This is a genomic window from Ruegeria sp. AD91A (assembly GCF_003443535.1).
In the GTDB taxonomy this organism is placed as follows: domain Bacteria; phylum Pseudomonadota; class Alphaproteobacteria; order Rhodobacterales; family Rhodobacteraceae; genus Ruegeria.
On the sequence record NZ_CP031946.1, the window covers coordinates 2,897,265 to 2,919,179 of the forward strand.

The window sequence follows — 21,915 nt, forward strand, 5'->3', positions numbered from 1 at the left end:
ACCGGATCCTCACACTTTCGGTGTCCGAGACCAAAAAGTGAAACGGTACTTTGCATCGTTCCATTGCCTTGGACGAATGACTGCCGCGCCAGCAGCCAGCTTATCGCTCATGAGGCCTGGCGAATGTCTGCAACGCGGGGCGAAACCGAAGATTGATTTCCTCGACAAGCGCTTTCGCGCATAAATTGAATATTGGCGATCTCGCGTTGATCGCTGCAACCCGTTACGTGTCTGCTTTCTCTGGCTTGAAAACCCGCAGGAATTGCTTGTTGTTCAAATCCGTTTGAGCGTAATGACCGATTGAGCAAACCTGGATTTGTCATCTACGACGTCGACGACTTTGAAGTCCGGGGCCCAGTTCTCCTCGATATATGAAACTGGCACGATCGCATCGCCGTAAGTCTTGTTGCCATCTGTGCCTTCCATGAAGACCAGTTCGCCGCTGTCATAACGCGAGGCAAACTCGGGCACCATATCTGCGGACTCTGCAAGTAGCTTGTGCCAAGCGTTCGAACCTCTTCGTTTTCCAAGTTGGAAGTGACGAAGCAAACCAATTCTGTTTCCAAATATTTTCGGGCCCAATATCTCGCGCCCGCGATTCTCAATGTATCTCAGGAATCGCTTCGGTTGGACCGTGATCACCAGAACAGCGCCGGGTTTAGTAACGCGCGCGAGCTCGATACGCCAATGCAAATGAACATGCTCTGGAAGATGCGTGAAAACTGAATACGCCATCGCAGATGAAATCTTGCCTTCGGGCAGCGAAAACTCACCCAATGGGGAAATATGCATGAACCCGCCCGGAAGACCTCTTTTCCGACACTCATCAACGATGTCGGCATTTACATCTGCGGCGAATATAGATTGACTTGGATAATCTTTCGAAAACAAACGGATATAACGTCCCCAACCACATCCGAAATCCAAAAAGCAATCATCTTTGCTCGGGTTTTCGCCGTACGTAGAAAACATCTTCTTTGCGTGCACATAAAAACCATACGCTTCTCTGATTGCACTGGAAAGCGCGCTTCCGACAAATTCGACTTGAATATCATTTGGAGGAAAGTTGGGGAGAGCGCTTGCAAGCTCGCCTCCTTTATTTTCGGCTTTATCCAGCCATAGCTGAAGCCAATCTGCATCGGTTTTCTCATTGAAGCTTTCATACAAGTCTTTCATACCCGGCGCCCTGGATCTGGAATAATGCTCGTTAGGTACGTCACGAAATGCTCGATTACAATTGATTGAATTACGGACCTTTAGTCGACGGGCAATGTCTTGCTAAAGCTCTTAGGGTCAGGATCTGTAATTTGTGGAGCTTGGCGGTGTTTCCCTTGAGGGTTTCAAGGGTCTGTCCGCACCGATTGCTGTGAGCCGATCGTACTGTATCGGGTTTCACAAGGCCGAAGGTTGCGTTGACTCGAAGCGGGCTCCTGGGCCCATCCGGTAACCTTTGCAGATCGTTCGTCCCTGCGTTCCCTCTTGGGACACTGCCCTCGGATCAGCTTTCCGGCTTCACCGCAGGCAAATGATTTCTATCTCACCTCACGCTTCGAACACAGCTCCGTCACGCAGCATCGCGTGCTTGATAACGGCAGGCGCCACGCGTGCCTTTCTCAAGTCTCGGCGTTTGGCGACCTTCTGGGCCCTGGTTGCGAGGGCGAAGTTGTCACGATTGCGCGTCAGGATCGAGTTGGCCGCTTCGTAGAGCAGCTTGCAGACCATGCTGTCATCCTGTCTGGTGATGCGTCCTGTCCAATCGATTTCCCCGGATTGGTGACGCCCGGGGACCAATCCGATGTGGGCGTCTACTGTGCGCGATTGCCGGAAGCGGTCAGCTTGATCCATGGCTGCGGAAGCGGCGGAAGTTTGAACGCCAACGCCGGGTATAATCATGAGCTGCCTGCAGGCCGACGATTGGTGAGCGAACTCAAGCAAGGCACGATCCCGTTGCCTGATCTGTTCCACCACCCCGGCTCTGGTGGCGACCAGCGCTGTGATTCTCTGGCGAGTGCCCGGTATATCTGCAGCAGTCATCACCCGGTCGATTAACGACATGTCCTGACCGGGGCCGGGCTTGAACCTGAAAGTTGCACATATCCCTCGGATCGTGTTTTTGAGCCGCAGCGGGGCTTCAACGAGATGACTGCACATCGCGATGACACAGCGCGCACCATGGGCGGCCGTAGATTTAACATGCACTTCCTTGTAGAAGCCTGTCCTGGCAAATTGCGGCAGCCCGGCTGCATCATGCGGGTCAGTCTTGTTCACCTTTAATGCCTTTACGTTCTGATGCGCCTGCCGCGCGCCTATGCACACAACGGGAACGCCAGAAGCTCGCAAGCCGTGGCAGATTGCCGCCGGCATGCGGCCGGATTCGATCACCGCTCCCTCAATGTCGCCGACTCGATCCAACGCACCTGCGATCTGGTCAGGCGCGCTCTCGACCTTCATCGAGGCCACTTTCCCACCGTTTTCATCGACGATGCAAACCCGCATGCTGTCCATCGACAGGTCCAGTCCGACATAGTATTTCATGGTTACTTCCTTCCATCAGCTTCACCAGCCAGAAGTGTGAGCCCTCTTTCAGCTCCGAGGGAAGCAACCACAAATTTCCCGATGACTCATGACAAGCAAATGAAGAGAGCGGCAAGGGCGATGGCTGAAGGAAAACCTTCGGACACCTGTCGTTGCATGTCGCGACGCGACGCGACGCCAGTCCTTGAGCCTGCCAAACACGATTTCAAACCGGTTGCGGCGCTTGTCGTACTTGTCGGTTTTCTTGCGTTGCTTTCGGCCCGGGATGCAGGCGCGTATCCCTGTGCCTTTCAATGCTTCTCTGAACAAATCGACCTTCGGCAGGCCGTTCAGCACACGCCTAACATCAATACGAGGCTTAACGTGGGGCTTCGGGAAGAAGGGCTCAAAACGCGCCATCTGCGCGTCGCTCAACCAGAAAAGGTCAGACATATTCACCGCCATTTCGAACCCCGTGAGTCATGAGGCTAAGTGGAAATCAACTGGTCCCGAGCCTTCTGTATCTCCACTCTGTTATGCGGCCCCCGTCAGCGACTTTGGCCGAGGCTGCTGACGAGGCGGTGTATGCCATCTGAGCCTTGTGGGTTCGACCACGTTTGCTGGCCAGCCAGCACCGTCTCTCTTCATCATCTCGAACAGTTGCATGTGGCCAAGTTGGACCACGGATCAGAAGGAAGAGACTATGGATACGGTAACACAGGCTGCGATCATCGATTGTCCGGCAGGTGATTGCGAAGCAATCTGCCTAGAGGAAAGGGGGCATGGAGGTCAGCCGCGATGGGCTGGATATTCATTGCCTGCCAAGCAAACAAAGACTGCGAATGCCCAATACCATGAAGGACACGTGCGCTAGGGCGACCTGGCGCTCTCACAAAATGCCCACATCTGCTTGGAAGCCGCCAGCGGGCAGTAATGGCATCTGTGGTCCGGCCTTGACGCAGTAGGGGTCACGACGTGGAAATTGCCGCCAGCTCAAATCAAGGCTTTGGCAGCCAGTCGAGGCACGAGGGCGAAAACGGACAGGATCGATGCAGAACACATTGCGCAGTTCATGGATTTCCGACCAGATGCAAGGCGCAACCTCCCACATGCAAAGATACGTCTTCTCAGAGCCTTGCTGTCCAAGCGCGGACAACTTGTCGAGACGCGAAAGCGGCTTCTGGCGCAGATCAAGGCGCATGGGAAGATGGGATCGGCTGACATGTTCGAAGCCTTGGATGCCAAATTGAAAGACCTGCTGGATTATCAGATTGCAGAGCTTGAGGCCCGGATCGAAAATATCATCGCCACAGATGAGAGCCTTGCCACGACGGCTGGCATCCCGCGTTCCGTTCCCGGGATCAGACCGGTTGCCAGCACCATGCCGATCACAGAGATGCCAGATCACCGGCGAGCAAGCCGCCGCGCTCGCAGGCCTAGAGCCAATTGCAAATGACAGCGGAGCCATGCGTGGTCGGCGCACAATTGGCGGTGGCCGACGATTGCTATGGCATGTGATGTTCCAGGCCGCTCTCGTCGCCAGCCATCACAATCCAGTCCTCATGACAGTCGCCAACCGCCTATGCGCCGCCGGAAAACCTCGCAAGGTCATCATCACTGCTGTTGCAAGAAAGCCTGTCACAGCCGCAAACGCTCTCTGCAAAACGCGCCAGAAATGGACACCTCAACCTGCATAAAAAGAAACAGTTGCCAGGGCCGACAATTGATAGTTGGGCGTTGCGGGGCTCAGGCCTGCTTTTGAGCCTCGTCTTCCTCTGCAACCTCTACGGCGTCTGCCGCCACTTCGACCACATCGACCTCATCCACAGGTTCCGCGACTTCGGGCTCTTCTGATTGATCCTCAAGCGCACCAACGATCAAAGGCAACATGTGTACGCCGGTCGCGCTTGCGATCTCAGGCGTTTGCGGCGTTTGCCAACTGAGTGTGTCGAAGCTTCCGCAGTTCTGGCAGACCGGCCCCCATTCGGGTTGGATATCATGGCAGTTGGTGCACACCCATTGCGGACCACGCGGCGCATTCAGCGCCCTGGCCAACCAGCCTTGCACAACGGCGTCCGAGGCCCCCTCGCCACGTTCGATCGCAGCCATCAACGTGTAGGCGCGCGCATCACCTTGCTTTTCAACCAAATCACCCAACGCACGGCGGGCTTCGGGGAAATCCTCGGCCACGATGTTCAATTCTGCCAGAATCAGGCACGTTTCCATATTCTCGGGGTGAATGCGGGTTAGCGCCGTGAACCTCTTGATACGTTGCTCGGGAGTTTCATCCGGTACGATTTCGGCAAAGGCATGGGCCAGATCCGGGTGTGGCTGAACCTCCCATGCTTTTTTCAGAATCTTGGTCGCAGCCCGGGGTTTGCCTTTGGCGATATACGCGCGGGCGGCCATGGCAGCGGCAGGCACCAGATCGGGCGACAGACGATTGGCTTCGATCGCGCGCTCCTGCTGTTCGACGGTCGCGTCTTCGTCCAGAATGCCTTTGGCTTCGGACAAGGCCAGAACAGCATCGCGCCGTTTGAAAACATCGCGCGGCAAATACCCGGCCTTCAACTTGGAGGTCAGGGTCGAACGCGCCCCGGCCCAATCATGCGCCTTGGTTTGCAGGTTCAGCAACACATCCTGCGTCTCTTCGTGACGCGGTTTGATCGCCAGGGCCTTCTCGGCAAGTTTGCGGGCCGTTTCATCATCACCTTCGGCCAGCTTCTGCTTCATGATCCCGCGTACGCCAACAAACCGGGTCGCGTTGTTGGTCACCAGTTTTTTATAAGTATCCGATGCCTTTTTCGTGTCACCGGTCATCTCGGCGGCCTGTGCCACAAACAGATCTGTCAGCTCAGGCTTGTTCAGCAGTTTTTCGGCCTTGGTGGCTTTGGTCATCGCCACGCGCCCTTCGCCCGAGGCCAGCGCCATCAGGCCATCAGCCAGCGCCTGATATCCCTTTTGCTCGCGATTTCGGTCAAAATACCGGGACAAGGCAGTTTCGTCACCGTTCAGGAATTTCAGCGTTGCGATCAGCAGGCTGAGCAACTTGAAAAACAGCCAGACTGCAATGACCAACACACCCAGCGCGATCACTGACTGAAGCGGCCCCAGCGTGAATTCTGTGCCCGCGACGGTGATCTGAACCCCGCCACTGGTTTGCATCAGGAAGTGACCGCCCAGCGCCAGCAGGCCGATAATCGCAACAAAAACAAGGATCTTAAACAGTGACCACAGCATGGCAGGTCCTTCAGTTCGAGTTCAGGCTGGAAGCCAGTGTATTCGCCGCATCGACGGCCGCGACCCGTGTTTGGGCCGCCTGTTCCCAATCGGCCATTGCGGCCTGTGCCGCTTCGGGAAGTGATTTCAATTCACTCAGGGCTTTGACCAGGTCTCCGTCCGCGAGCGCAGCCTGTGCACGTGACAGAACGGCATCTGGCCCATCCCCTTCCTGGGGCATGACCGACCGCGCGCCTGTTTGACGTTGCAGGAAGGCAATCAGGCCAGCGCCCTTGTCGGCATCACGCGCTTCTGCCAGCGCTGATCGGGCCGCAGGCGCGAAGCTGGCCCGCAGAGAGGAGAGGGTTTCCACACCTTTCTCAGCCGACCCGGACAGAGCATCCGGCACATCCACGCCGCCTGCCTTCAGTTCCGCAACAAGATCGGAATAGGGCTGGCCCGCATCCAACTGGCCATGCAAGCGGGACAGAACAGCGGCATTTGCCGCAGTTTGGACGTCGGCTGATGCTTTTGCCTCAAGCGCCTGAGCGTCCGAAACCATTTTTTCAACTTCGGCACGTTGCGAGGCCAGAGAATCCTGAAGCTTCTTCAGCTCAGCTTCAAAGGCGGCCATGGATTCGGGCGACACGCTGGATTCGATCGGGGTCTTCTCCAGCGTCGCGATTCGGTCTGACAATGGTCCGATCTGGCCTGACAGCGTATCCACAGTAGATTTGATCGCACTCAGGTCACCTTCCACGGGTGTCAGTTTGTCGGACAGCGCTTTGACCTGATCCGTCAAACCGGCAACATCCGGACTGTTTGCAAGCTCTTGCGACAGCTTGGCAATCTGGTCGGATTGGTCTGCCAGTTTGGACTCCAACGCCGCCAAGGTATCCGAAGTGTCAGAGCCACCTGACAATAGCCCACCATTGCCCAGCGCAAACCCGACAGCGGCTGCAATGGCACCACCCAGCAAAGCAGGCACAAACCCGCCACGCTTTTCAACGACGCGCTCAACAACTTTTTCTTCGGCTTCGGCTTCGGCTTCGGCTTCGGCTTCGGCTTCGGCTTCGGCTTCGGCTTCGGCTTCGGCTTCGGCTTCGGCTTCGGCTTCGGCTTCGGCTTCGGCTTCGGCTTCGGCTTCGGCTTCGGCTTCGGCTTCGGCTTCGGCTTCGGCTTCGGCTTCGGCTTCGGCTTCGGCTTCGGCTTCGGCTTCGGCTTCGGCTTCGGCTTCGGCTTCGGCTTCGGAAAAGTCTTCTTCTACGTTTTCAGCCGGGTCAACAGGCGCATCGCCCTGTTGCAGTTCGGTTTCGACGACGTCATCCGCCTGAGGGCTTTCCACCGGCTTTTCTTCGGACTTTTTCTTACCAGCCAACGCAATATTCCTCTTATCGAATCCAAATTCAGATGAATAACAGCCCAGGTCAAGTTAATCGGGGACCGCGCCGCCCTCAACCCGCAACGCATGTTTTGCAAGCTTTTTAACAGCCTTACGCATTTTCTTTGGTGTCGGCATCTTCGCGATCTTCAGGCCCGCATAGTCCAACGAATAAAGGGGATCAGCCGTGGCCTGACTGATTGCAGCCAGCCACAATGGCGCTGATCCAACCCAAATATCGGCAAAATGTCGCGCCGTCCTTGGCGAAAAAAGCGGAGCGATTATTGGCGAATCTCCATCTGCCGCTTCGGCCGCCTCGGGTGTTAGCGGCAACAGTCTTTGTTGGTAGACGGGCTGTTCCCGCACGGCCAAACCAGATTCGGTCAGTCGACCGGCAACATTGCCACGCGTGTGCTCACCCCTCAAATGCAACAACGGGCTTTTGGGCCGCCGCTTGAGCAGATGTCCCACCAGCTCCTCTGCCGTGGCCCCGACCATCTCGGCCTGCCAACCGTACCCTTTCGCTGTGCCAGTTGTTGCGGGCCCGACGCAGAACGCAGGCAGGGTGCGGTCAACACCTTTCGCGGCCGCCGCGTTCACGGCATTGGCCGAGGTGAAAATCAATCCCTGCACTCCCTCGGTCTCAACGGCAACCGGCAGAGGCCGGATTTCCATGATCGGGGAATAGATGACCTGAACCCGTGATCTGGTGCGGGTCGGCAACTGCGCAACGAACCTTTCAGAGGCGGCGCGCGGGCGGGTCATCAACAAATACAACGTGTGGCCCCTTGGCCCTTCAGGATTGTTTGCATCCGCGCAGGGTGATACCCCGCCGTAAGATCATGATGCAACGGATCAGGGTGATGGTGCAAACACTTACCGTACTGGGATTGGAAAGCAGCTGTGACGATACGGCCGCAGCCATCGTGCGCCAAATGGCGAGCGCCGAAGCCGAAATCCTGTCATCCGTTGTGCATGGCCAAATCGATCTGCACAGTGCTTATGGCGGCGTCGTGCCCGAGATCGCAGCCCGGGCACATGCAGAAAAGCTGGATGTCTGTGTCGTGCAAGCACTGGAAGCCGCGGGGCTTTCACTGAGGGACATGGACGCCATTGCCGTCACCTCAGGGCCGGGTCTGATCGGAGGGGTCATGTCCGGCGTGATGTGCGCCAAGGGGCTCAGCGCGGCCACCGGTCTGCCGCTGGTGGGTGTCAATCACCTTGCCGGTCATGCGCTGACACCACGCCTGACAGACAACATAGCCTTCCCCTACCTGGTGCTTCTGGTGTCGGGCGGACATTGCCAATACCTGATTGCCCACGGGCCCGAGCAGTTTACCCGCCTCGGCGGTACTATTGACGATGCGCCGGGTGAAGCCTTCGACAAAACCGCCCGCCTGCTGGGCCTGCCGCAACCTGGCGGCCCTTCCGTCGAGGCCGAGGCGCGCGCCGGTGATCCCAACCGCTTCCAGTTTCCAAGGCCGCTTCTCGACCGGCCCGGTTGCGATCTGTCCTTCTCTGGGTTGAAAACTGCGTTGATGCGGATGCGCGATCAAATTGTGGCCGAAAAGGGCGGCCTGACTCGTCAGGACCGCGCAGACCTGTGCGCTGGATTCCAGCAGGCGATTGTGGACACGTTGGCCGAAAAGACCCGACGCGCAATCGATCTGTATCTGGAACACAGCCCGGCCGATCCCGTGATTGCTGTTGCTGGAGGGGTTGCCGCAAATTTGGCCATTCGGTCCAAATTAGAGTCTGTTTCCGCCAAAAATAACACCCGATTTATAGCACCTCCGCTGGCGTTGTGCACGGATAACGCCGCGATGATCGCCTACGCGGGTCTTGAGCGCTTTCGTTCCGGGGCACGGGATGGGCTGGACCTGACCGCCCGACCCCGCTGGCCTCTGGATCAGCGCAGCCCGGCGATGCTGGGCGGCGGCAAGAAAGGGGCCAAGGCATGAGCGTATCCGTTCTGGGTTCCGGTGCGTTTGGCACTGCCTTGGCGATCTCGCTGGCAGACAACGGGCCGGTGACTCTGTGGTCAAGAAACGCCGGCCAGGCGCAGCAGATGCGCGAAATGCGCGAAAACTCAACCCGGCTGCCCAACATAACCTTGCCCAAGGACATCGCTTTGACCGCGGACATTGCCGATGCGCTCAAAGCCGAAATGCTTTTATTGGCTGTGCCAATGCAGAAATTGCGCAGCGCTTTGCAAGATCACGCCCCTGCACTGCGCGGCAAGACTCTGGTGGCCTGCTGCAAGGGAATTGAACTGACCTCGGGGCTTGGACCTGTCGCGGTCATCAAGGAGGTTGTCCCGGATGCCCGCATCGCTTTGCTGACCGGGCCCAGTTTTGCGGATGATATCGCGCACGGCCTGCCCACCGCGTTGACGCTGGCTTGCGAGGATACGAAACTTGGCAAGGCGCTTCAGACCGAACTGACGACGGCGAACCTGCGCCTCTATCGCACCACTGACACGATCGGCGCTGAACTTGGCGGTGCGCTGAAGAATGTCATGGCCATTGGCTGCGGGGCCGTCATCGGTGCAGGTCTTGGAGACAGCGCCCGGGCAGCCTTGATGACCCGCGGGTTTGCCGAGATGCAACGCTTTGCCGCGATGCGCGGCGCGCGTCCCGACACCCTGATGGGTTTGTCCGGGCTAGGAGATCTTGTGCTGACCTGCTCGTCCAAACTGTCCCGAAACTATAGTTTTGGCCTTAGTTTGGGCCTGAATCAGACCTTCGACAGCCAAACGACGGTCGAAGGCGTCGCCACCGCCCGCGCTATGTCGGACATAGCCGCCAAGGAAGGGCTGGATATGCCCATCAGCGCCACTGTGGCGGATCTGAGCTATGGCGCCTACAGTGTCACCGAGGCCATTCAAAACCTGCTCAATCGACCCCTCAAGGAGGAATAACATGCTGATCGCCCTCATCGCTCGTGACAAACCCGGCGCGTTGCAAACCCGATTGGACAACCGCTCGGCCCACCTGGCCTATATCGAAGAAACCGGCGTCGTGTCACAGGCCGGACCACTGCTGGACGGCGATTCCATGATCGGCTCTTTGATAATCCTCAACGTGGAGGATCTGGCCGCAGCACAGTCTTGGGCCGAAAGCGACCCCTACGCGAAGGCTGGATTGTTCCAATCGGTCGAACTGATCGCGTGGAAAAAGGTGATCGGTTGATGGCCTATTGGTTGTTCAAATCGGAACCGTCGACCTGGAGTTGGGATCAGCAAGTCGCGAAAGGTGATGCGGGCGAGGAATGGGACGGCGTTCGCAACTATCAGGCGCGTAACTTCATGCGTCAGATGGACGTTGGGGACTGGGGGTTCTTCTACCATTCGCAAAAGGACAAATCCGTAGTTGGAATTGTCGAGATCTGCGCCGAGGCCCACCCCGACAGCACCACAGACGACGAACGCTGGGAGTGTGTGGACATCAAGGCCGTGCGGCCTTTTTCCAAACCCGTAACATTGGACCAGATCAAGGCGGACGAGCGTCTGGCGAATATGGTGCTGGTGAAGAACTCTCGCTTATCGGTGCAGCCAGTGACCGAGGACGAATGGCGGATAATTTGCATGCTGGGTGAAACGCTGCCTGACTAAATGGGAACATGTCGTCAGGTGCAGAACTTCTCAAACACCTGACAAGATGCTATGTTTCCATGGGCTTTGCCAAGTGGGGGCATGTCGATCGCGCATCCTGCAATCGCGTACACTTGGCAGTGTTCGTTTAAAGTTCGGTCTCTCTTGAAAGCATGAACCCATGTCTGACGAAGAAGGCGGCAATGGGATATTCGAAGACGCCGTTGCTGCGAAGAATTCAAAAAATTGGGAAGCGCGCCTGAAAGAGGCGCGCGAAAAGCGTGCAAAAGTGCTTAGCGGAGCACAAGACGAAGCGCAGGAAAGGCCCGTTTTGAAACCTTCCGAGACAGAGTATCTGTCCCGGCCGGACGAAACCAAAATCGAAGAGATCGTATCAGACCGGGTCCGTTCCCTGCATTTGGAAGAACCAAAAGTCAGGAAAAGGCCCTTAGTTAGAGCAGGTATTGTTCTGGCCGCCTTGGTTTGCGGCGCGGTCCTGCAATGGGGTGTCACCAATATTGCCGGAATCTGGCGCTCTACAGAAGGAAAGACCCCAGCAAGCTTGGATGCGTCGACGGAGAATCTTCCTGAAATCGAGGAGCTGCTTTCAGACAGGGCGCCGATTGTCAGAAACGCAAGGCCGCCGGACAAACTAGACACACAAACAGAAGAGGAACTTACCGATTCAGCGGCTCTGGAGGTCCCGCCCGTTTCCGCCCTCGCAATCGCCGAAGAGACCGGGGATTCGATCACTGACACGCCTCTCGACCAGAACGCCTCGGTTGAGGCAGTTGTGACGCCACCGGTTCCTGCTGAAGACCTATCGGGTACGGACGCGGTGAAACCAGGGCCCCTAGTCCCAGACCAGGAACCGGCCGCATCTTCGCCTCCGCCAGCGATTTTCATACCGGCACAACTAGAGCCAATCTTGGCCGCCGCTTTTTCTGCCGATACTCAAACCTTGTTTCCAGCTCCTGTCGAACCTCCGTGGCGGCACGCTAACCGGTCGAACAAAGACAGCTTTTCGCAGGCATCCTTGATACTAAATGATCCCGTCCCGCAAGAGATCACGTTGTCAGCGGTCCCGTCTTTTGCAGAGGTAAAACCGCTTTTGCCTGTACAACCCCCCATTGATCTGGAAGTTTCGCTTTTTGTCCCGTCGAGAGTGTCACAAGAAGCCAGCAGCCGGGCTTTCGAATTGCTTACACAGGGCCGTGCGACAGTTGTATCAACGGACCGCGTGGGATTCCGCGTCAGAGAAACACAGGTTCGATTTTATCATCCAAGCGACGCTGAAAATGCGGCGCTGGCGGCTGATGCTCTTGACGGTGTTTTAAGAGACTTCACGAATTCGGGCAACAAAACCCGCCCGGGACGGATAGAGGTTTATCTGGCAGGCAGCGGCGGTGCTTCGCAAGGGGGATCGGACCAGCAGCCTACTGAATTCGATAGCTTCATTGCGCGCATTCTTGGCGAGCTCAGATGAGTAATGAGGGAAGGTTCTGACGATACAGAACCTTCCCTACCCCCGCGTGCTCCCTACTCACCACACGCGAATGGAAATATCTGGTTCTGACCGTCCTGGTCACGTGTTGAGCTTAGCCCAATCGCCTGCTGCGTTTCAAACGCCAAGTCTCTAAATAACAACTCAAATTAAGTACGCCCGCCGAAATCTGAGCGGGCGTTTTGTGAATTTCCGTCCAGATCAGCTGTAAACGGCTTCTTTTCCGAAATGCTTGGTCAAAATGTAGTACACGACGGCGCGGTACTTGTTGCGCTCGGACTTGCCGTAGGTTTCCATCGCTTTGTTGATCCCTTCCATCAGCTCGGGGCCATCTGCCAGACCCAGCTTTTTGATCAGAAAGTTGTTCTTGACGGTTTCCAGTTCAGAGTCCTGGCTGGCCGCAACAGTCGCCGCATCTGCGTCATAGATCGCCGGACCACAACCGATGGTGACCTTGGTCAGCAGGTCCATATCGGGGTCCATGCCGCATTTGGTTTTCAGGTCTTCTGCGTATTTGGCGATCAGCTCGTCGCGCTTGCCCATATCCTAGTCTCCTTGATCCGTTTACCCGGCACTTTTCACCGATGGTCGGAAGACTAGCCGCGTCTCGGGCTTTTCCAAAAGGAAAAAAAACTGCGATTTCTCCCCCTTGGTCAAAGTCTGTAAGTTTCTTGCTGATAAGCCTAGCGGCAATAGCCCCACCCTGGGCCTTGCAAGTGGAAATGATCCGCGTGCAAGCGATTGAAATCGGGCCCAAGAACCACACGAAACCAACCGCAGGCCTCGCGCCAGATCTGCCGTAAAAAAGCGGCTTCTGGACCGGAGTCCTGCCAGTTGGACAACAAGGTCAGCGTCCGACCATCAACGGTATCCACACCGACAATATCAATCGAATCCGCGCGGGCATGGCTGCTCCATCCGCTGTTTTCACCCTGTGCGGTGCGCATAGGACGGCAATTGTAACTGCCGACGTGGCGCAATCGGGAAACGTTGGTCCCAAGCAGATCGCGTGCGGCGGGCTGCACGACGTGATGTTCCCACATGGTCAGGCGCAAAGCCGTGGCGCAACTGGTTTCAACATCCTTGATCCCTGATGTCACCAATTTGGTCAGAAGACCCCGACCGACTATGCCGCAGTTCTGATCGACAATCAGATCCTCCATCGCCTCGAAACGAACACCTGCGTCTTCCAGAGCAGCCCGGCACTGTACGTCGCTGGCCAGTGCGCGGTTCAACTGGAACTTTGTGACAGGTGTGACCGGGGCGGTCACTTTCAGATCGCGCAACGGGTTCCAATGTGACGGCACCGACGTTTCGGGATGCGCCAACACCCACCAGACACCACCGCCCAAAAGGATCACAACTGCCGCCAGCCTGAGAACGAAAGACGCCGCCGAGTACAAATACCGGCGGCGCCCAGATTTCTGCGTCATACCAAGACAGCGATCAGTAGCGGTAATGCTCCGGTTTGTACGGACCTTCCGGTTTGACACCGATATAAGCAGCCTGATCCGCGTCCATCTGGGTCAGCTTCACGCCGATTCGATCCAGATGCAGGCGGGCCACTTTCTCATCCAGATGTTTGGGCAGGATGTAGACCTTGTTCTCGTACTGGTCACCCTTGGTGAACAGTTCGATCTGTGCCAGAACCTGGTTGGTGAACGAGGCCGACATTACAAAGGATGGGTGCCCGGTGGCGTTGCCAAGGTTCAGCAGACGGCCTTCGGACAGCAGAATGATGCGGTTGCCCGAGGGCATCTCGATCATGTCCACCTGCTCCTTGATATTGGTCCATTTGTGGTTTTTCAGGCTGGCCACCTGAATTTCGTTGTCGAAATGGCCGATGTTGCCAACAATCGCCATGTCCTTCATCGCGCGCATATGCTCGATGCGGATCACGTCCTTGTTGCCGGTGGTTGTGATGAAGATGTCCGCGCTGGCGACTTCGTCTTCCAGCAGGGTCACTTCAAACCCGTCCATCGCAGCCTGCAGAGCACAGATCGGGTCAACTTCGGTGACTTTCACACGGGCTCCCGCGCCGCACAACGACGCCGCCGAGCCTTTGCCCACGTCACCGTAACCGCAGACCACGGCAACCTTGCCAGCCATCATCGTGTCGGTAGCGCGACGGATACCGTCGACCAGCGATTCCTTGCAGCCGTATTTGTTGTCGAATTTCGACTTGGTGACGCTGTCATTCACGTTGATCGCCGGGAACGGCAGTTGACCTTCCTTAACCAGCTGATACAGGCGGTTCACACCGGTGGTGGTTTCCTCGGACACGCCATGGATCTGGTCACGCATCTTTGTGAACCATCCGGGGCTTGCCGCCATACGCTTGGCGATCTGCTTTTTGATCACCTCTTCCTCTTCCGAACCCGGAACAGGGATGATGTCTTCACCCGCTTCGGCACGAGCGCCGAGCAGGATGTAAAGCGTTGCGTCACCGCCATCGTCCAGGATCATGTTCGGGCCGTCTTCGAACAGGAAGGACTTGTCCAGATAATCCCAATGCTCTTCCAGTGTCTGGCCCTTGATCGCAAAAACGGGAATACCAGCTTCGGCAATCGCGGCCGCCGCGTGGTCCTGGGTCGAGAAGATGTTGCACGACGCCCAGCGCACATCCGCGCCCAGCGCCACCAGTGTTTCGATCAGAACGCCCGTCTGGATGGTCATGTGCAGTGAACCTACGATGCGGGCACCCGCCAGAGGTTTGCTTTCGCCGTATTCCGTGCGCAGGGACATCAGGCCCGGCATCTCGGTTTCGGCAATATCCAGCTCTTTGCGGCCAAAGCCAGCCAATGAAATGTCTTTAACGATATAGTCCCTGGCCATCAGGTGCTCCATTTTCCGGTAATTCACAGTCCTGGCTGCCCCTAGCATTCCTTGGGGCAGGTGGCAACTTTGAAGACTGTGATCGGAAACGTTATGGCCAATATTAGCTTGGTGTGCCTTCAATTTCGATCTTCGGTATCGCTTCAAAAAAATCTGTGCCAACGGCAACAATACAACTGATACCGTTCGCATTGGTTACCAAAACGGTATAACTTCCCGTTTCCTTCGAGGTCCAAACCTCCATCACCGATTGTGCGCCACGTGTTTTTTGCAGACCGCCAAAGGCTAATTCCTCGGCATAGTTTTCCTGCAATTTGGATATGATGTCATTCCGTGCCGCACAATTCTGGGCAAAGGCAGGCGGCGCGGTGGCGGCCATTCCGAAGGTCAGTGCGATTGCGAACAAACGTTTGAACATAGGATGCTCCTTTCGATACGTGTTTCAGTTCGAGAGGGGCACACTGGGAGGAGAATGCACCCCCCTCAGTCCTTAATGTCGGGATCCTACCGCGCCGTTTCAAAGCACGAACGCTCAAGAAAATGTTGGCAGCATGTGATTCAGACAGGTACATCATACCATAAAAACGCGAATTGAACGTGACCCAATTCACAAGGCATGGCAGAATGGCAACACAACCCAGAGCGTGGCAAAGGATGCTGTCGGGTCGCAGACTGGACCTGCTGGACCCGACACCGGTGGATATCGAGATTGAGGATATCGCGCATGGTCTTGCCTTTGTCGCTCGCTGGAACGGTCAGACAAACGGCGATTTCGCCTATTCCGTGGCTGAACACTCCCTATTGGTTGAAGAGATTTTTGGTCGCGTTGCCCCCAAGGCCTCGGTGAAGTGGCGATTGGCCGCCTTGTTACATGACGCGCCCGAATATGTGATCGGCGATATGATTTCCCCTGTGAAGTCCGCCGTTGGTCCGGACTACGGCGCGCTGGATGACCGCCTGGCGGCGGCGATCCACATCCGGTTCGGCCTTCCTGCGCAGGTGCCGAAAACGGTGAAGCGCCAGATCAAGAAGGCCGACAAGATCAGTGCCTGGATGGAGGCCACACAAATCGCTGGGTTTTCCGAGGCCGAAGCCACAAAATTCTTTGGCCGCCCTGACAGGGAGGTCATGGCAGGTCTACAGATCAGGTTGCGCCCTCCGGTCGAGGTGCGGCACGCCTATACAACACGACACGCAGAGCTGATCGCACAGGTCTAAAGGGCGGTTTCAGCATGAGTTGAGTGGTTAAAGGAGATGGTGAATCAGGGATGAAAAAAAGGACCGGGAACCGAATTTTGCTTGTCGCCAACCTCGTTCTGACTCTTGTACTTGCGGCGGTGTTGGTCAAAACCGGGTATCTTTCGAAGACCGTCCGCAAATTCACCGGCGCGCATGTCCCGGTCACGGAAACCGATCACTACAAACTCATGGTCTGGCTGCACGAGCGGCCGATATCTCAGGCATTGGCCTCACCGGATATTCAAATCGCTTTCATCGGTGATTCCATCATCGAAGGGTGGTTGACCAGTAACATCCTACCCAACTCGCTGAACCTTGGGATCAGCCGCGACACCACCCCGGGCCTGATCGCACGGGCAAAACCGGAACTGATCGCTCATGTTCCGACATGGTATCTGGGAATCGGGGTCAATGACGCTCTGGCGGCCACACCTCCGGAGGAGATTGCAGGGTATGTCGCACAGTTGAAGACCATGTTCATGCCCGCCGAAAGGTTGATCTGGCGTGCTGTGTTGCCTGTCACTGATGCAAGCTGGACCGCGGAAATGGAGGCGTTTCGAACTGCCTTCAACACGGCTGCACTACAAGCCTGTCAGGAAATGGCAAACTGCACATTTCTGACCCCGCCGGACGGGTACGACGAGAACATTGTCAACTGGACGTCAGACGGGCTGCATCCTAACTCAATCGGATATCGTCAACTGGCGCAGCAGCTCTGCACAGAAGTCTCGTGCTCACCTTAATACTCCTGCAAGGAGACACTGTTGCACTACCCGGCGAACTGTCTGAAGCTTGGATAGGGTTTGTGATCTCCCTGTTTCAGCCAAAGACGTAAAAGCATAGCTTATTGCCGTCCGGGTCGCGCACATATGCGCCATAGAATCTGTCGGGGACACGTTGACCGGGTTCGCCTTCGTCCACCGCACCCAGACTGATTGCCTTGTTGTAAAGTTCCTTGGCCTCATCCTTGGAGTCGGCTGCAAAGGCGACCATGTTGCCATTTCCAACGGCGCAGGCATCACCGTCGTAGGGCTCGCACACCGCAAGCATCGGCGCGTCGGGTTTGTTGCCAATGAACGCGATCCGGCCTGCGTCTATAACCACTTTCGCACCCTTGTCCGCGAATAGGCTGGTATAGAAGTCCTTAGCGCGCTCCATGTCCGAAACGCCAACGGTTACATATCCGATCATCGAGTGGTCCTGTTCTGACAAAATTTTCCAGATATGCCGAACAATCCCCGAAGGGACCCAAGGTTACAAGTCACTAAACCGTCATCGAGCACCCCGCCGACTTAACGAGGGCTGCGTTTCGCCAGTATCCGCTGCAACGTTCGCCGATGCATATTCAACCGCCGCGCGGTTTCGGAGACATTCCGGTCACACAGCTCATAAACGCGCTGGATATGTTCCCAGCGCACACGGTCCGCGCTCATGGGGTTTTCAGGCGGCGGGGGCAGTTCGTCGCCCTTCGCAAGCAGCGCGTTCGTGATATCGGTCGCGTCCGCAGGCTTTGACAGATAGTCGGTCGCGCCGATCTTGACCGCCGCCACGGCAGTGGCGATGGCGCCATATCCGGTCAGAACTACAACACGGCTGTCGGGACGTTTTTCCCGCAGTACTTCGACTACGTCCAAACCGTTGCCATCCTCAAGTCTCAAATCAACAACAGCATAAGCCGGAGGACGGGCGGTGGAAATTGCGCGGCCAGCGGCGACGGATCCCGCGGTTTCAACTTCGAAGCCGCGCTTTTCCATGGCCTTGGCCAAACGTCTCAGAAACGGCTCGTCATCATCAACCAAAAGCAGGGATTTATCAGGGCCGATGTCAAGCTGAGAAGTATCTGCCATATGTTGGGTCTTTCGCTATTTCATGCTTTTGGCTCGAACATGAGTAATAGCAGCGCGGGAACAAAGGTCAAACAACCTTGTTACGACGCGCCCTGATCCAGAAAGCATTCAACCCTGTCCGCCATCTGTTCGGCCGTGTCCTCGCGCTTGAAAAACTCCAGAAATCCGTCTTCGGGTGTAACCAGATAGGTAAAGGTGGAATGGTCAACCAGATAGAATTCGTCGCCTTTGTCATGCGCCTTGTAATAGGTCTTGTAGGCCTTGCTGGCTGCCTTGACCTGTTCGGGCGAGCCGGTCAGCGCGATCGTCTTTCCACCGAGGTTGAAGGCATAGTCGGCCATCACTTCGGGCGTATCGCGATCCGGGTCAATTGAGATGAACAACGGTGTCACCGACAGTCCGCGCTCGGCAAGAATATCGACGGCCTCGGCGTTGCGGGACATATCAAACGGGCAAACGTCCGGGCAGAAAGTATATCCGAAATAGACCAGTGTCGGTTCGGTAATCACATCTTTGTCCGTGACCGTCTCGCCCTTGCCATTCACCAGTTCAAATGGCCCGCCAATTGCGGCGGAACCCCCGGCGATCTGGCTGGACCGGCATTGTGCGAACTTGTCATCGGACCCGCCGCCCGACGTCAGAAGCCACATGGCCCCAAGTCCGCTAGCCAGAGCAAGGGTTGCGAGAATTGCGTACAGTAGGCGGGTCATTTCGATTATCCGGTCGCAAGGGGTTGTTGATCGTTCCGGCCGGGACACCTATCAAGATGACCAGCCGATGCAACAGGACATAAGCGACCGATGGCAGAATCCAATCAGACTTTTTGGCGCGGCCAGGGACGCAGCAGCTGGATTCGGCTTCGGACCCTGATCCTTTTGCGATGGGTGGCCATCATCGGTCAGCTCACTGCAATCACGGTGGCGCAGCGATACTATGACGTGCAGCTGGAACTGGGCCTGTGCTACCTGGCCATCGGAATTTCGGTCATGGGCAACCTGACTGCCATTTTGCTGTTTCCGCAAAACAAGCGCCTGACCGAGTTTGAAAACTTCCTGATGGTTCTGTTCGACCTGCTGCAACTGTCAATCCTGCTGTATTTGACAGGCGGGCTGAACAATCCGTTTGCATTGCTTCTGCTGGGTCCGGTCACGATTTCAGCCAATGTCATGAGCACGCGATCGACCCTAATCGTCGGTGCCGTGGCAATCGTTCTGACTACTGTACTGGCAGAATTTCACCTTCCGTTACGGACAAGCCTCGGGCTTGTTCTGGATATCCCGGATATCCTTCTGTTTGGAAACTGGGCCGCAATCATCATCGCCATTGTCTTCATCGGCGCCTATTCCCACCGGGTCAGTTCCGAAGTCCAATCCATGTCAGAAGCACTAGCCGCCACGCATATGGCGCTGGCACGCGAACAAAAACTGACCGATCTGGGGGGCGTCGTTGCCGCTGCCGCGCATGAGCTGGGCACACCTTTGGCGACGATAAAACTGACCAGCGCAGAATTGATCGAAGAACTGGACGATCGCCCGGACCTGAAAGAAGATGCCGCTTTGATTCGCGAGCAGGCAGACCGTTGCCGTGACATTCTGCGCGACATGGGGCGGGCGGGCAAAGATGATCTGCACCTGCGGCAGGCACCGCTTTCGACAGTGGTGAACGAAGCTGCCGAACCACATGTCGGCCGAGGCAAGGCGGTTCATTTTTCCGAAGGCCCGGCGCAGGACGGGGATGTGCAGCAGCCCTCGATCCTGCGAAAACCCGAGATCATTCACGGATTGCGCAACCTGATTCAGAATGCCGTGGATTTTGCCCGCGCAAATGTCTGGGTCGAGGCCGAATGGACCGACGGCCGGATCACCGTCAGCATCATGGATGACGGGCGGGGATACCCGCCCCACATGATCGGACGCATTGGCGATCCCTTTATGCGCCGCCGACGGGTGGAATCCGATCAGAGAACACGCCCGGAATACGAAGGCATGGGCCTGGGATTGTTCATCGCCAAAACCCTGCTGGAACGCAGCGGCGCCGAGCTGGAATTCGCAAATGGTTCTGACCCTTACCAGCATCTGACTGACAACCCGGATCGGCGTGGGGCCATCGTCAAGGTGACTTGGCCTCGCAAATTGATTGACGCCCAAAAAGGCGACACGCCCGTCCCTTCCGGTTCCAACACGCGCTTTCAGGTGTGAGTTAAGAGACCGTTAACCAATAGCGCGCATAGTCAGCCCGGGTTTTGTTCAGGCTTGGGGGATTTGATGGCCGATTGGATCATTCTGGCCACAATCAGTCTTGTTTCGTGCTGTTTCGCCGTTCTGTGGCTGCTGCCGCGCCGGGCACAGCGCGACAAATCTTTTGGTTTATTTTCAAATACATCTCTGTTTGACGCCGTATTTCTTTTTGATGGTGACCAACTGATCAGCCATTCTGATTTCGCGCTGGCCGGGTTAGAACATGTTGGAAACTGGCAGGACTTGCGGCGCCTGTTGCAAAGGGATTTCCCCACTTTCCCCGAAACTCCTGACAAAGTGCGCGATCGGGGCAATCTTGTGGTATCTGCCATTGACTGCACGATCGAACGAGAAGTCGTGTGTGAGTGGATTGAAGGTGTCGTCCGCGTTCGACTTTGCGAAAGCGCAAAGGCCCCCTCAGCAGGATCGGCCACCCCAAGTGAACCGACCCGTCTGGCAATGGATCTGGCCCCTTATCCGGTATGGTTGGTCGGCAACGACAATCGGGTGCAGTGGTGCAATGCCGCCTATGTCACACTTGTTCAAAAGGCACGTGATCAGGACGCTGATCTGACTGCGCCGCTTTTTGCAAGCCCGGAGGATGCGGCAAGACCTACCGGAAAAAAGCGCGTGTCGGTGGATGTGGCGGACACTGATCGCAAGCTTTGGTTCGATTTGACTCGGATCGAACACGAGAACAGTCATCTGTGTTACGCTGTTGACGTCAACGCGATTGTCGAGGCGGAAACCGCCCAGCGCAAATTCGTGCAGACCATGACCAAGACCTTTGCCCAATTGTCCATTGGTCTCGCCATTTTTGACCGCAATCGGCAACTGGCCCTGTTCAACCCGGCCCTGATCGACCTGACCACATTGCCGCCTGATTTCCTCAGTTGCCGCCCCAGCCTCAGCAGTTTTTTCGACCGTTTGCGGGATCAACACATGATGCCGGAGCCCAAAAACTACCGCAGCTGGCGCCGTCAGATGAACGACCTTCTCGAAGCAGCAGAAGATGGAAACTATCACGAGACGTGGTCGCTGCCATCCGGGTCGGTCTATTCCGTCAGCGGGCGCCCTCACCCGGATGGTGCAGTGGCCTTTCTGTTCGAGGATATCACCGCGGAAATCACACTGACGCGGCGTTTTCGATCGGAAATGGATCTGATGCAGTCCATTCTGGACAAACTGGCGGACGCAATTGCTGTCTTTGCAGATGACGGCACGCTGGCCTTTACCAACTATGCGTATCAGAAGCTGTGGGGAGACGCGCAAGAGATCGGCTTCCAAAGCGAAACGGTCACCGATGTCACGCGACGCTGGCAAGACCTCTGTGTCGCGACGCCGGTTTTGGGTGAGGTCCGGGATTTTGTCGAAATGCGGGAAAACCGCGCCGAATGGACAGCCGAAATCCAGATGAGGTCCGGCATAATCGTGGATTGTACCGTCACACCGGTTTATAACGGCGCGACAATCGTCCGGTTTACCCGATCCGAGTTTCCCTCGAAATCCACCGAGATGGAACAGATCAGCGCCTGAACCGGGTTGCA

The 21,915-nt window shown here is 56.6% G+C and carries 23 protein-coding genes and 1 pseudogene; 11 read left to right on the forward strand and 13 right to left on the reverse strand.

The genetic code is table 11. From position 1 onward, the window contains the following. Positions 1–273 precede the first annotated feature (273 nt). From D1823_RS14515 to D1823_RS22310, 3 genes and pseudogenes are all read right to left on the reverse strand, one after another. Positions 274–1,176: a trans-aconitate 2-methyltransferase gene (locus D1823_RS14515; RefSeq protein ID WP_117871180.1), complete on the reverse strand. Its 903-nt coding sequence runs from the start codon at positions 1,174–1,176 to the stop codon at positions 274–276. Between the two features lie 366 nt (positions 1,177–1,542). Then, on the reverse strand, positions 1,543–2,535 hold the full coding sequence (locus D1823_RS14520) for an IS110 family transposase (RefSeq protein WP_117871182.1): 993 nt from the start codon (positions 2,533–2,535) through the stop codon (positions 1,543–1,545). Positions 2,536–2,621: 86 nt separating this feature from the next. Continuing rightward, a pseudogene (locus tag D1823_RS22310) lies at positions 2,622–2,847 on the reverse strand (transposase); the annotation flags it as partial. 607 nt (positions 2,848–3,454) lie between these two features. Between D1823_RS22310 and D1823_RS22010 the strand changes: the two are divergent. Together D1823_RS22010 and D1823_RS22315 are read left to right on the forward strand one after the other, a co-directional pair. Beyond that, positions 3,455–3,970, forward strand: a complete 516-nt coding sequence (locus D1823_RS22010) for a transposase (RefSeq protein ID WP_205512002.1) — start codon at positions 3,455–3,457, stop codon at positions 3,968–3,970. A gap of 10 nt (positions 3,971–3,980) precedes the next feature. Beyond that, positions 3,981–4,211: a hypothetical protein gene (locus D1823_RS22315; protein WP_371415284.1), complete on the forward strand. Its 231-nt coding sequence runs from the start codon at positions 3,981–3,983 to the stop codon at positions 4,209–4,211. Positions 4,212–4,260: 49 nt separating this feature from the next. On the opposite strand, the gene D1823_RS14535 is transcribed toward D1823_RS22315, so the two are convergent. Genes D1823_RS14535 through D1823_RS14545 form a run of 3 tightly spaced genes read right to left on the reverse strand, consistent with a single transcriptional unit; the run spans position 4,261 to position 7,891 of the window. Beyond that, on the reverse strand, positions 4,261–5,754 hold the full coding sequence (locus tag D1823_RS14535; protein WP_117871184.1) for a heme biosynthesis protein HemY: 1,494 nt from the start codon (positions 5,752–5,754) through the stop codon (positions 4,261–4,263). 10 nt (positions 5,755–5,764) lie between these two features. Next, entirely contained in the window at positions 5,765–7,111 is a 1,347-nt protein-coding gene (locus tag D1823_RS21960) for a COG4223 family protein (protein ID WP_162896851.1), read from the reverse strand. Positions 7,112–7,165: 54 nt separating this feature from the next. Continuing rightward, positions 7,166–7,891 carry a uroporphyrinogen-III synthase gene (locus D1823_RS14545; protein ID WP_254683741.1) on the reverse strand — a complete coding sequence of 242 codons (726 nt, stop codon included), beginning with the start codon at positions 7,889–7,891 and terminating at the stop codon, positions 7,166–7,168. A gap of 86 nt (positions 7,892–7,977) precedes the next feature. Between D1823_RS14545 and tsaD the strand changes: the two genes are divergently transcribed. From tsaD to D1823_RS14570, 5 genes are all read left to right on the forward strand, one after another. Further along, positions 7,978–9,075: a tRNA (adenosine(37)-N6)-threonylcarbamoyltransferase complex transferase subunit TsaD gene (tsaD, locus tag D1823_RS14550; RefSeq protein WP_117872915.1), complete on the forward strand. Its 1,098-nt coding sequence runs from the start codon at positions 7,978–7,980 to the stop codon at positions 9,073–9,075. Beyond that, complete coding sequence (locus D1823_RS14555; protein WP_117871188.1) at positions 9,072–10,034, forward strand: NAD(P)H-dependent glycerol-3-phosphate dehydrogenase; 963 nt, start codon at positions 9,072–9,074, stop codon at positions 10,032–10,034. The genes tsaD and D1823_RS14555 overlap by 4 nt, the downstream gene beginning before the upstream one ends. Before the next feature lies 1 nt (position 10,035). Then, a complete protein-coding gene (locus D1823_RS14560) occupies positions 10,036–10,305 on the forward strand; it encodes a YciI family protein (protein ID WP_117871190.1) in 270 nt (89 codons plus the stop codon). Continuing rightward, positions 10,305–10,727 carry an EVE domain-containing protein gene (locus D1823_RS14565; RefSeq protein ID WP_117871192.1) on the forward strand — a complete coding sequence of 141 codons (423 nt, stop codon included), beginning with the start codon at positions 10,305–10,307 and terminating at the stop codon, positions 10,725–10,727. Before D1823_RS14560 ends, D1823_RS14565 begins: the two co-directional genes overlap by 1 nt. Positions 10,728–11,124: 397 nt before the next feature. Then, entirely contained in the window at positions 11,125–12,192 is a 1,068-nt protein-coding gene (locus D1823_RS14570) for a hypothetical protein (protein WP_162896852.1), read from the forward strand. Positions 12,193–12,411: 219 nt separating this feature from the next. Here the strand turns inward: D1823_RS14570 and D1823_RS14575 are convergent, their stop codons facing one another. From D1823_RS14575 to D1823_RS14590, 4 genes are all read right to left on the reverse strand, one after another. Further along, a complete protein-coding gene (locus D1823_RS14575; protein WP_117871196.1) occupies positions 12,412–12,753 on the reverse strand; it encodes a DUF2853 family protein in 342 nt (113 codons plus the stop codon). A 140-nt stretch (positions 12,754–12,893) separates the two neighbouring features. Continuing rightward, the gene (locus D1823_RS14580) at positions 12,894–13,643 is read right to left on the reverse strand and encodes an extensin family protein (RefSeq protein ID WP_117871198.1); all 750 of its coding nucleotides are present in this window, start codon (positions 13,641–13,643) and stop codon (positions 12,894–12,896) included. 13 nt (positions 13,644–13,656) lie between these two features. Beyond that, complete coding sequence (gene ahcY, locus D1823_RS14585) at positions 13,657–15,045, reverse strand: adenosylhomocysteinase (RefSeq protein WP_117871200.1); 1,389 nt, start codon at positions 15,043–15,045, stop codon at positions 13,657–13,659. Positions 15,046–15,148: 103 nt separating this feature from the next. Next, a complete protein-coding gene (locus D1823_RS14590; RefSeq protein ID WP_117871202.1) occupies positions 15,149–15,463 on the reverse strand; it encodes a hypothetical protein in 315 nt (104 codons plus the stop codon). A 206-nt stretch (positions 15,464–15,669) separates the two neighbouring features. Between D1823_RS14590 and D1823_RS14595 the strand changes: the two genes are divergently transcribed. Then, complete coding sequence (locus D1823_RS14595) at positions 15,670–16,263, forward strand: HD domain-containing protein (RefSeq protein WP_117871205.1); 594 nt, start codon at positions 15,670–15,672, stop codon at positions 16,261–16,263. A gap of 50 nt (positions 16,264–16,313) precedes the next feature. After that, positions 16,314–17,027: a GDSL-type esterase/lipase family protein gene (locus D1823_RS14600; protein WP_117871207.1), complete on the forward strand. Its 714-nt coding sequence runs from the start codon at positions 16,314–16,316 to the stop codon at positions 17,025–17,027. 76 nt (positions 17,028–17,103) lie between these two features. On the opposite strand, the gene D1823_RS14605 is transcribed toward D1823_RS14600, so the two are convergent. The 3 genes from D1823_RS14605 to D1823_RS14615 form a co-directional block, all read right to left on the reverse strand. Beyond that, entirely contained in the window at positions 17,104–17,475 is a 372-nt protein-coding gene (locus D1823_RS14605; RefSeq protein WP_117871210.1) for a VOC family protein, read from the reverse strand. Between the two features lie 101 nt (positions 17,476–17,576). Further along, positions 17,577–18,131, reverse strand: coding sequence for an ActR/PrrA/RegA family redox response regulator transcription factor (locus tag D1823_RS14610; RefSeq protein WP_117871212.1), 555 nt, complete (start codon positions 18,129–18,131; stop codon positions 17,577–17,579). 80 nt (positions 18,132–18,211) lie between these two features. Beyond that, the gene (locus tag D1823_RS14615; RefSeq protein ID WP_117871214.1) at positions 18,212–18,841 is read right to left on the reverse strand and encodes an SCO family protein; all 630 of its coding nucleotides are present in this window, start codon (positions 18,839–18,841) and stop codon (positions 18,212–18,214) included. A gap of 90 nt (positions 18,842–18,931) precedes the next feature. Here D1823_RS14615 and regB point away from each other — a divergent pair, with 90 nt between their 5' ends. After that, positions 18,932–20,329, forward strand: a complete 1,398-nt coding sequence (gene regB, locus D1823_RS14620; RefSeq protein WP_117871216.1) for a sensor histidine kinase RegB — start codon at positions 18,932–18,934, stop codon at positions 20,327–20,329. 66 nt (positions 20,330–20,395) lie between these two features. Continuing rightward, positions 20,396–21,904, forward strand: coding sequence for a PAS-domain containing protein (locus D1823_RS14625; RefSeq protein WP_117871218.1), 1,509 nt, complete (start codon positions 20,396–20,398; stop codon positions 21,902–21,904). Positions 21,905–21,915: the final 11 nt, after the last annotated feature.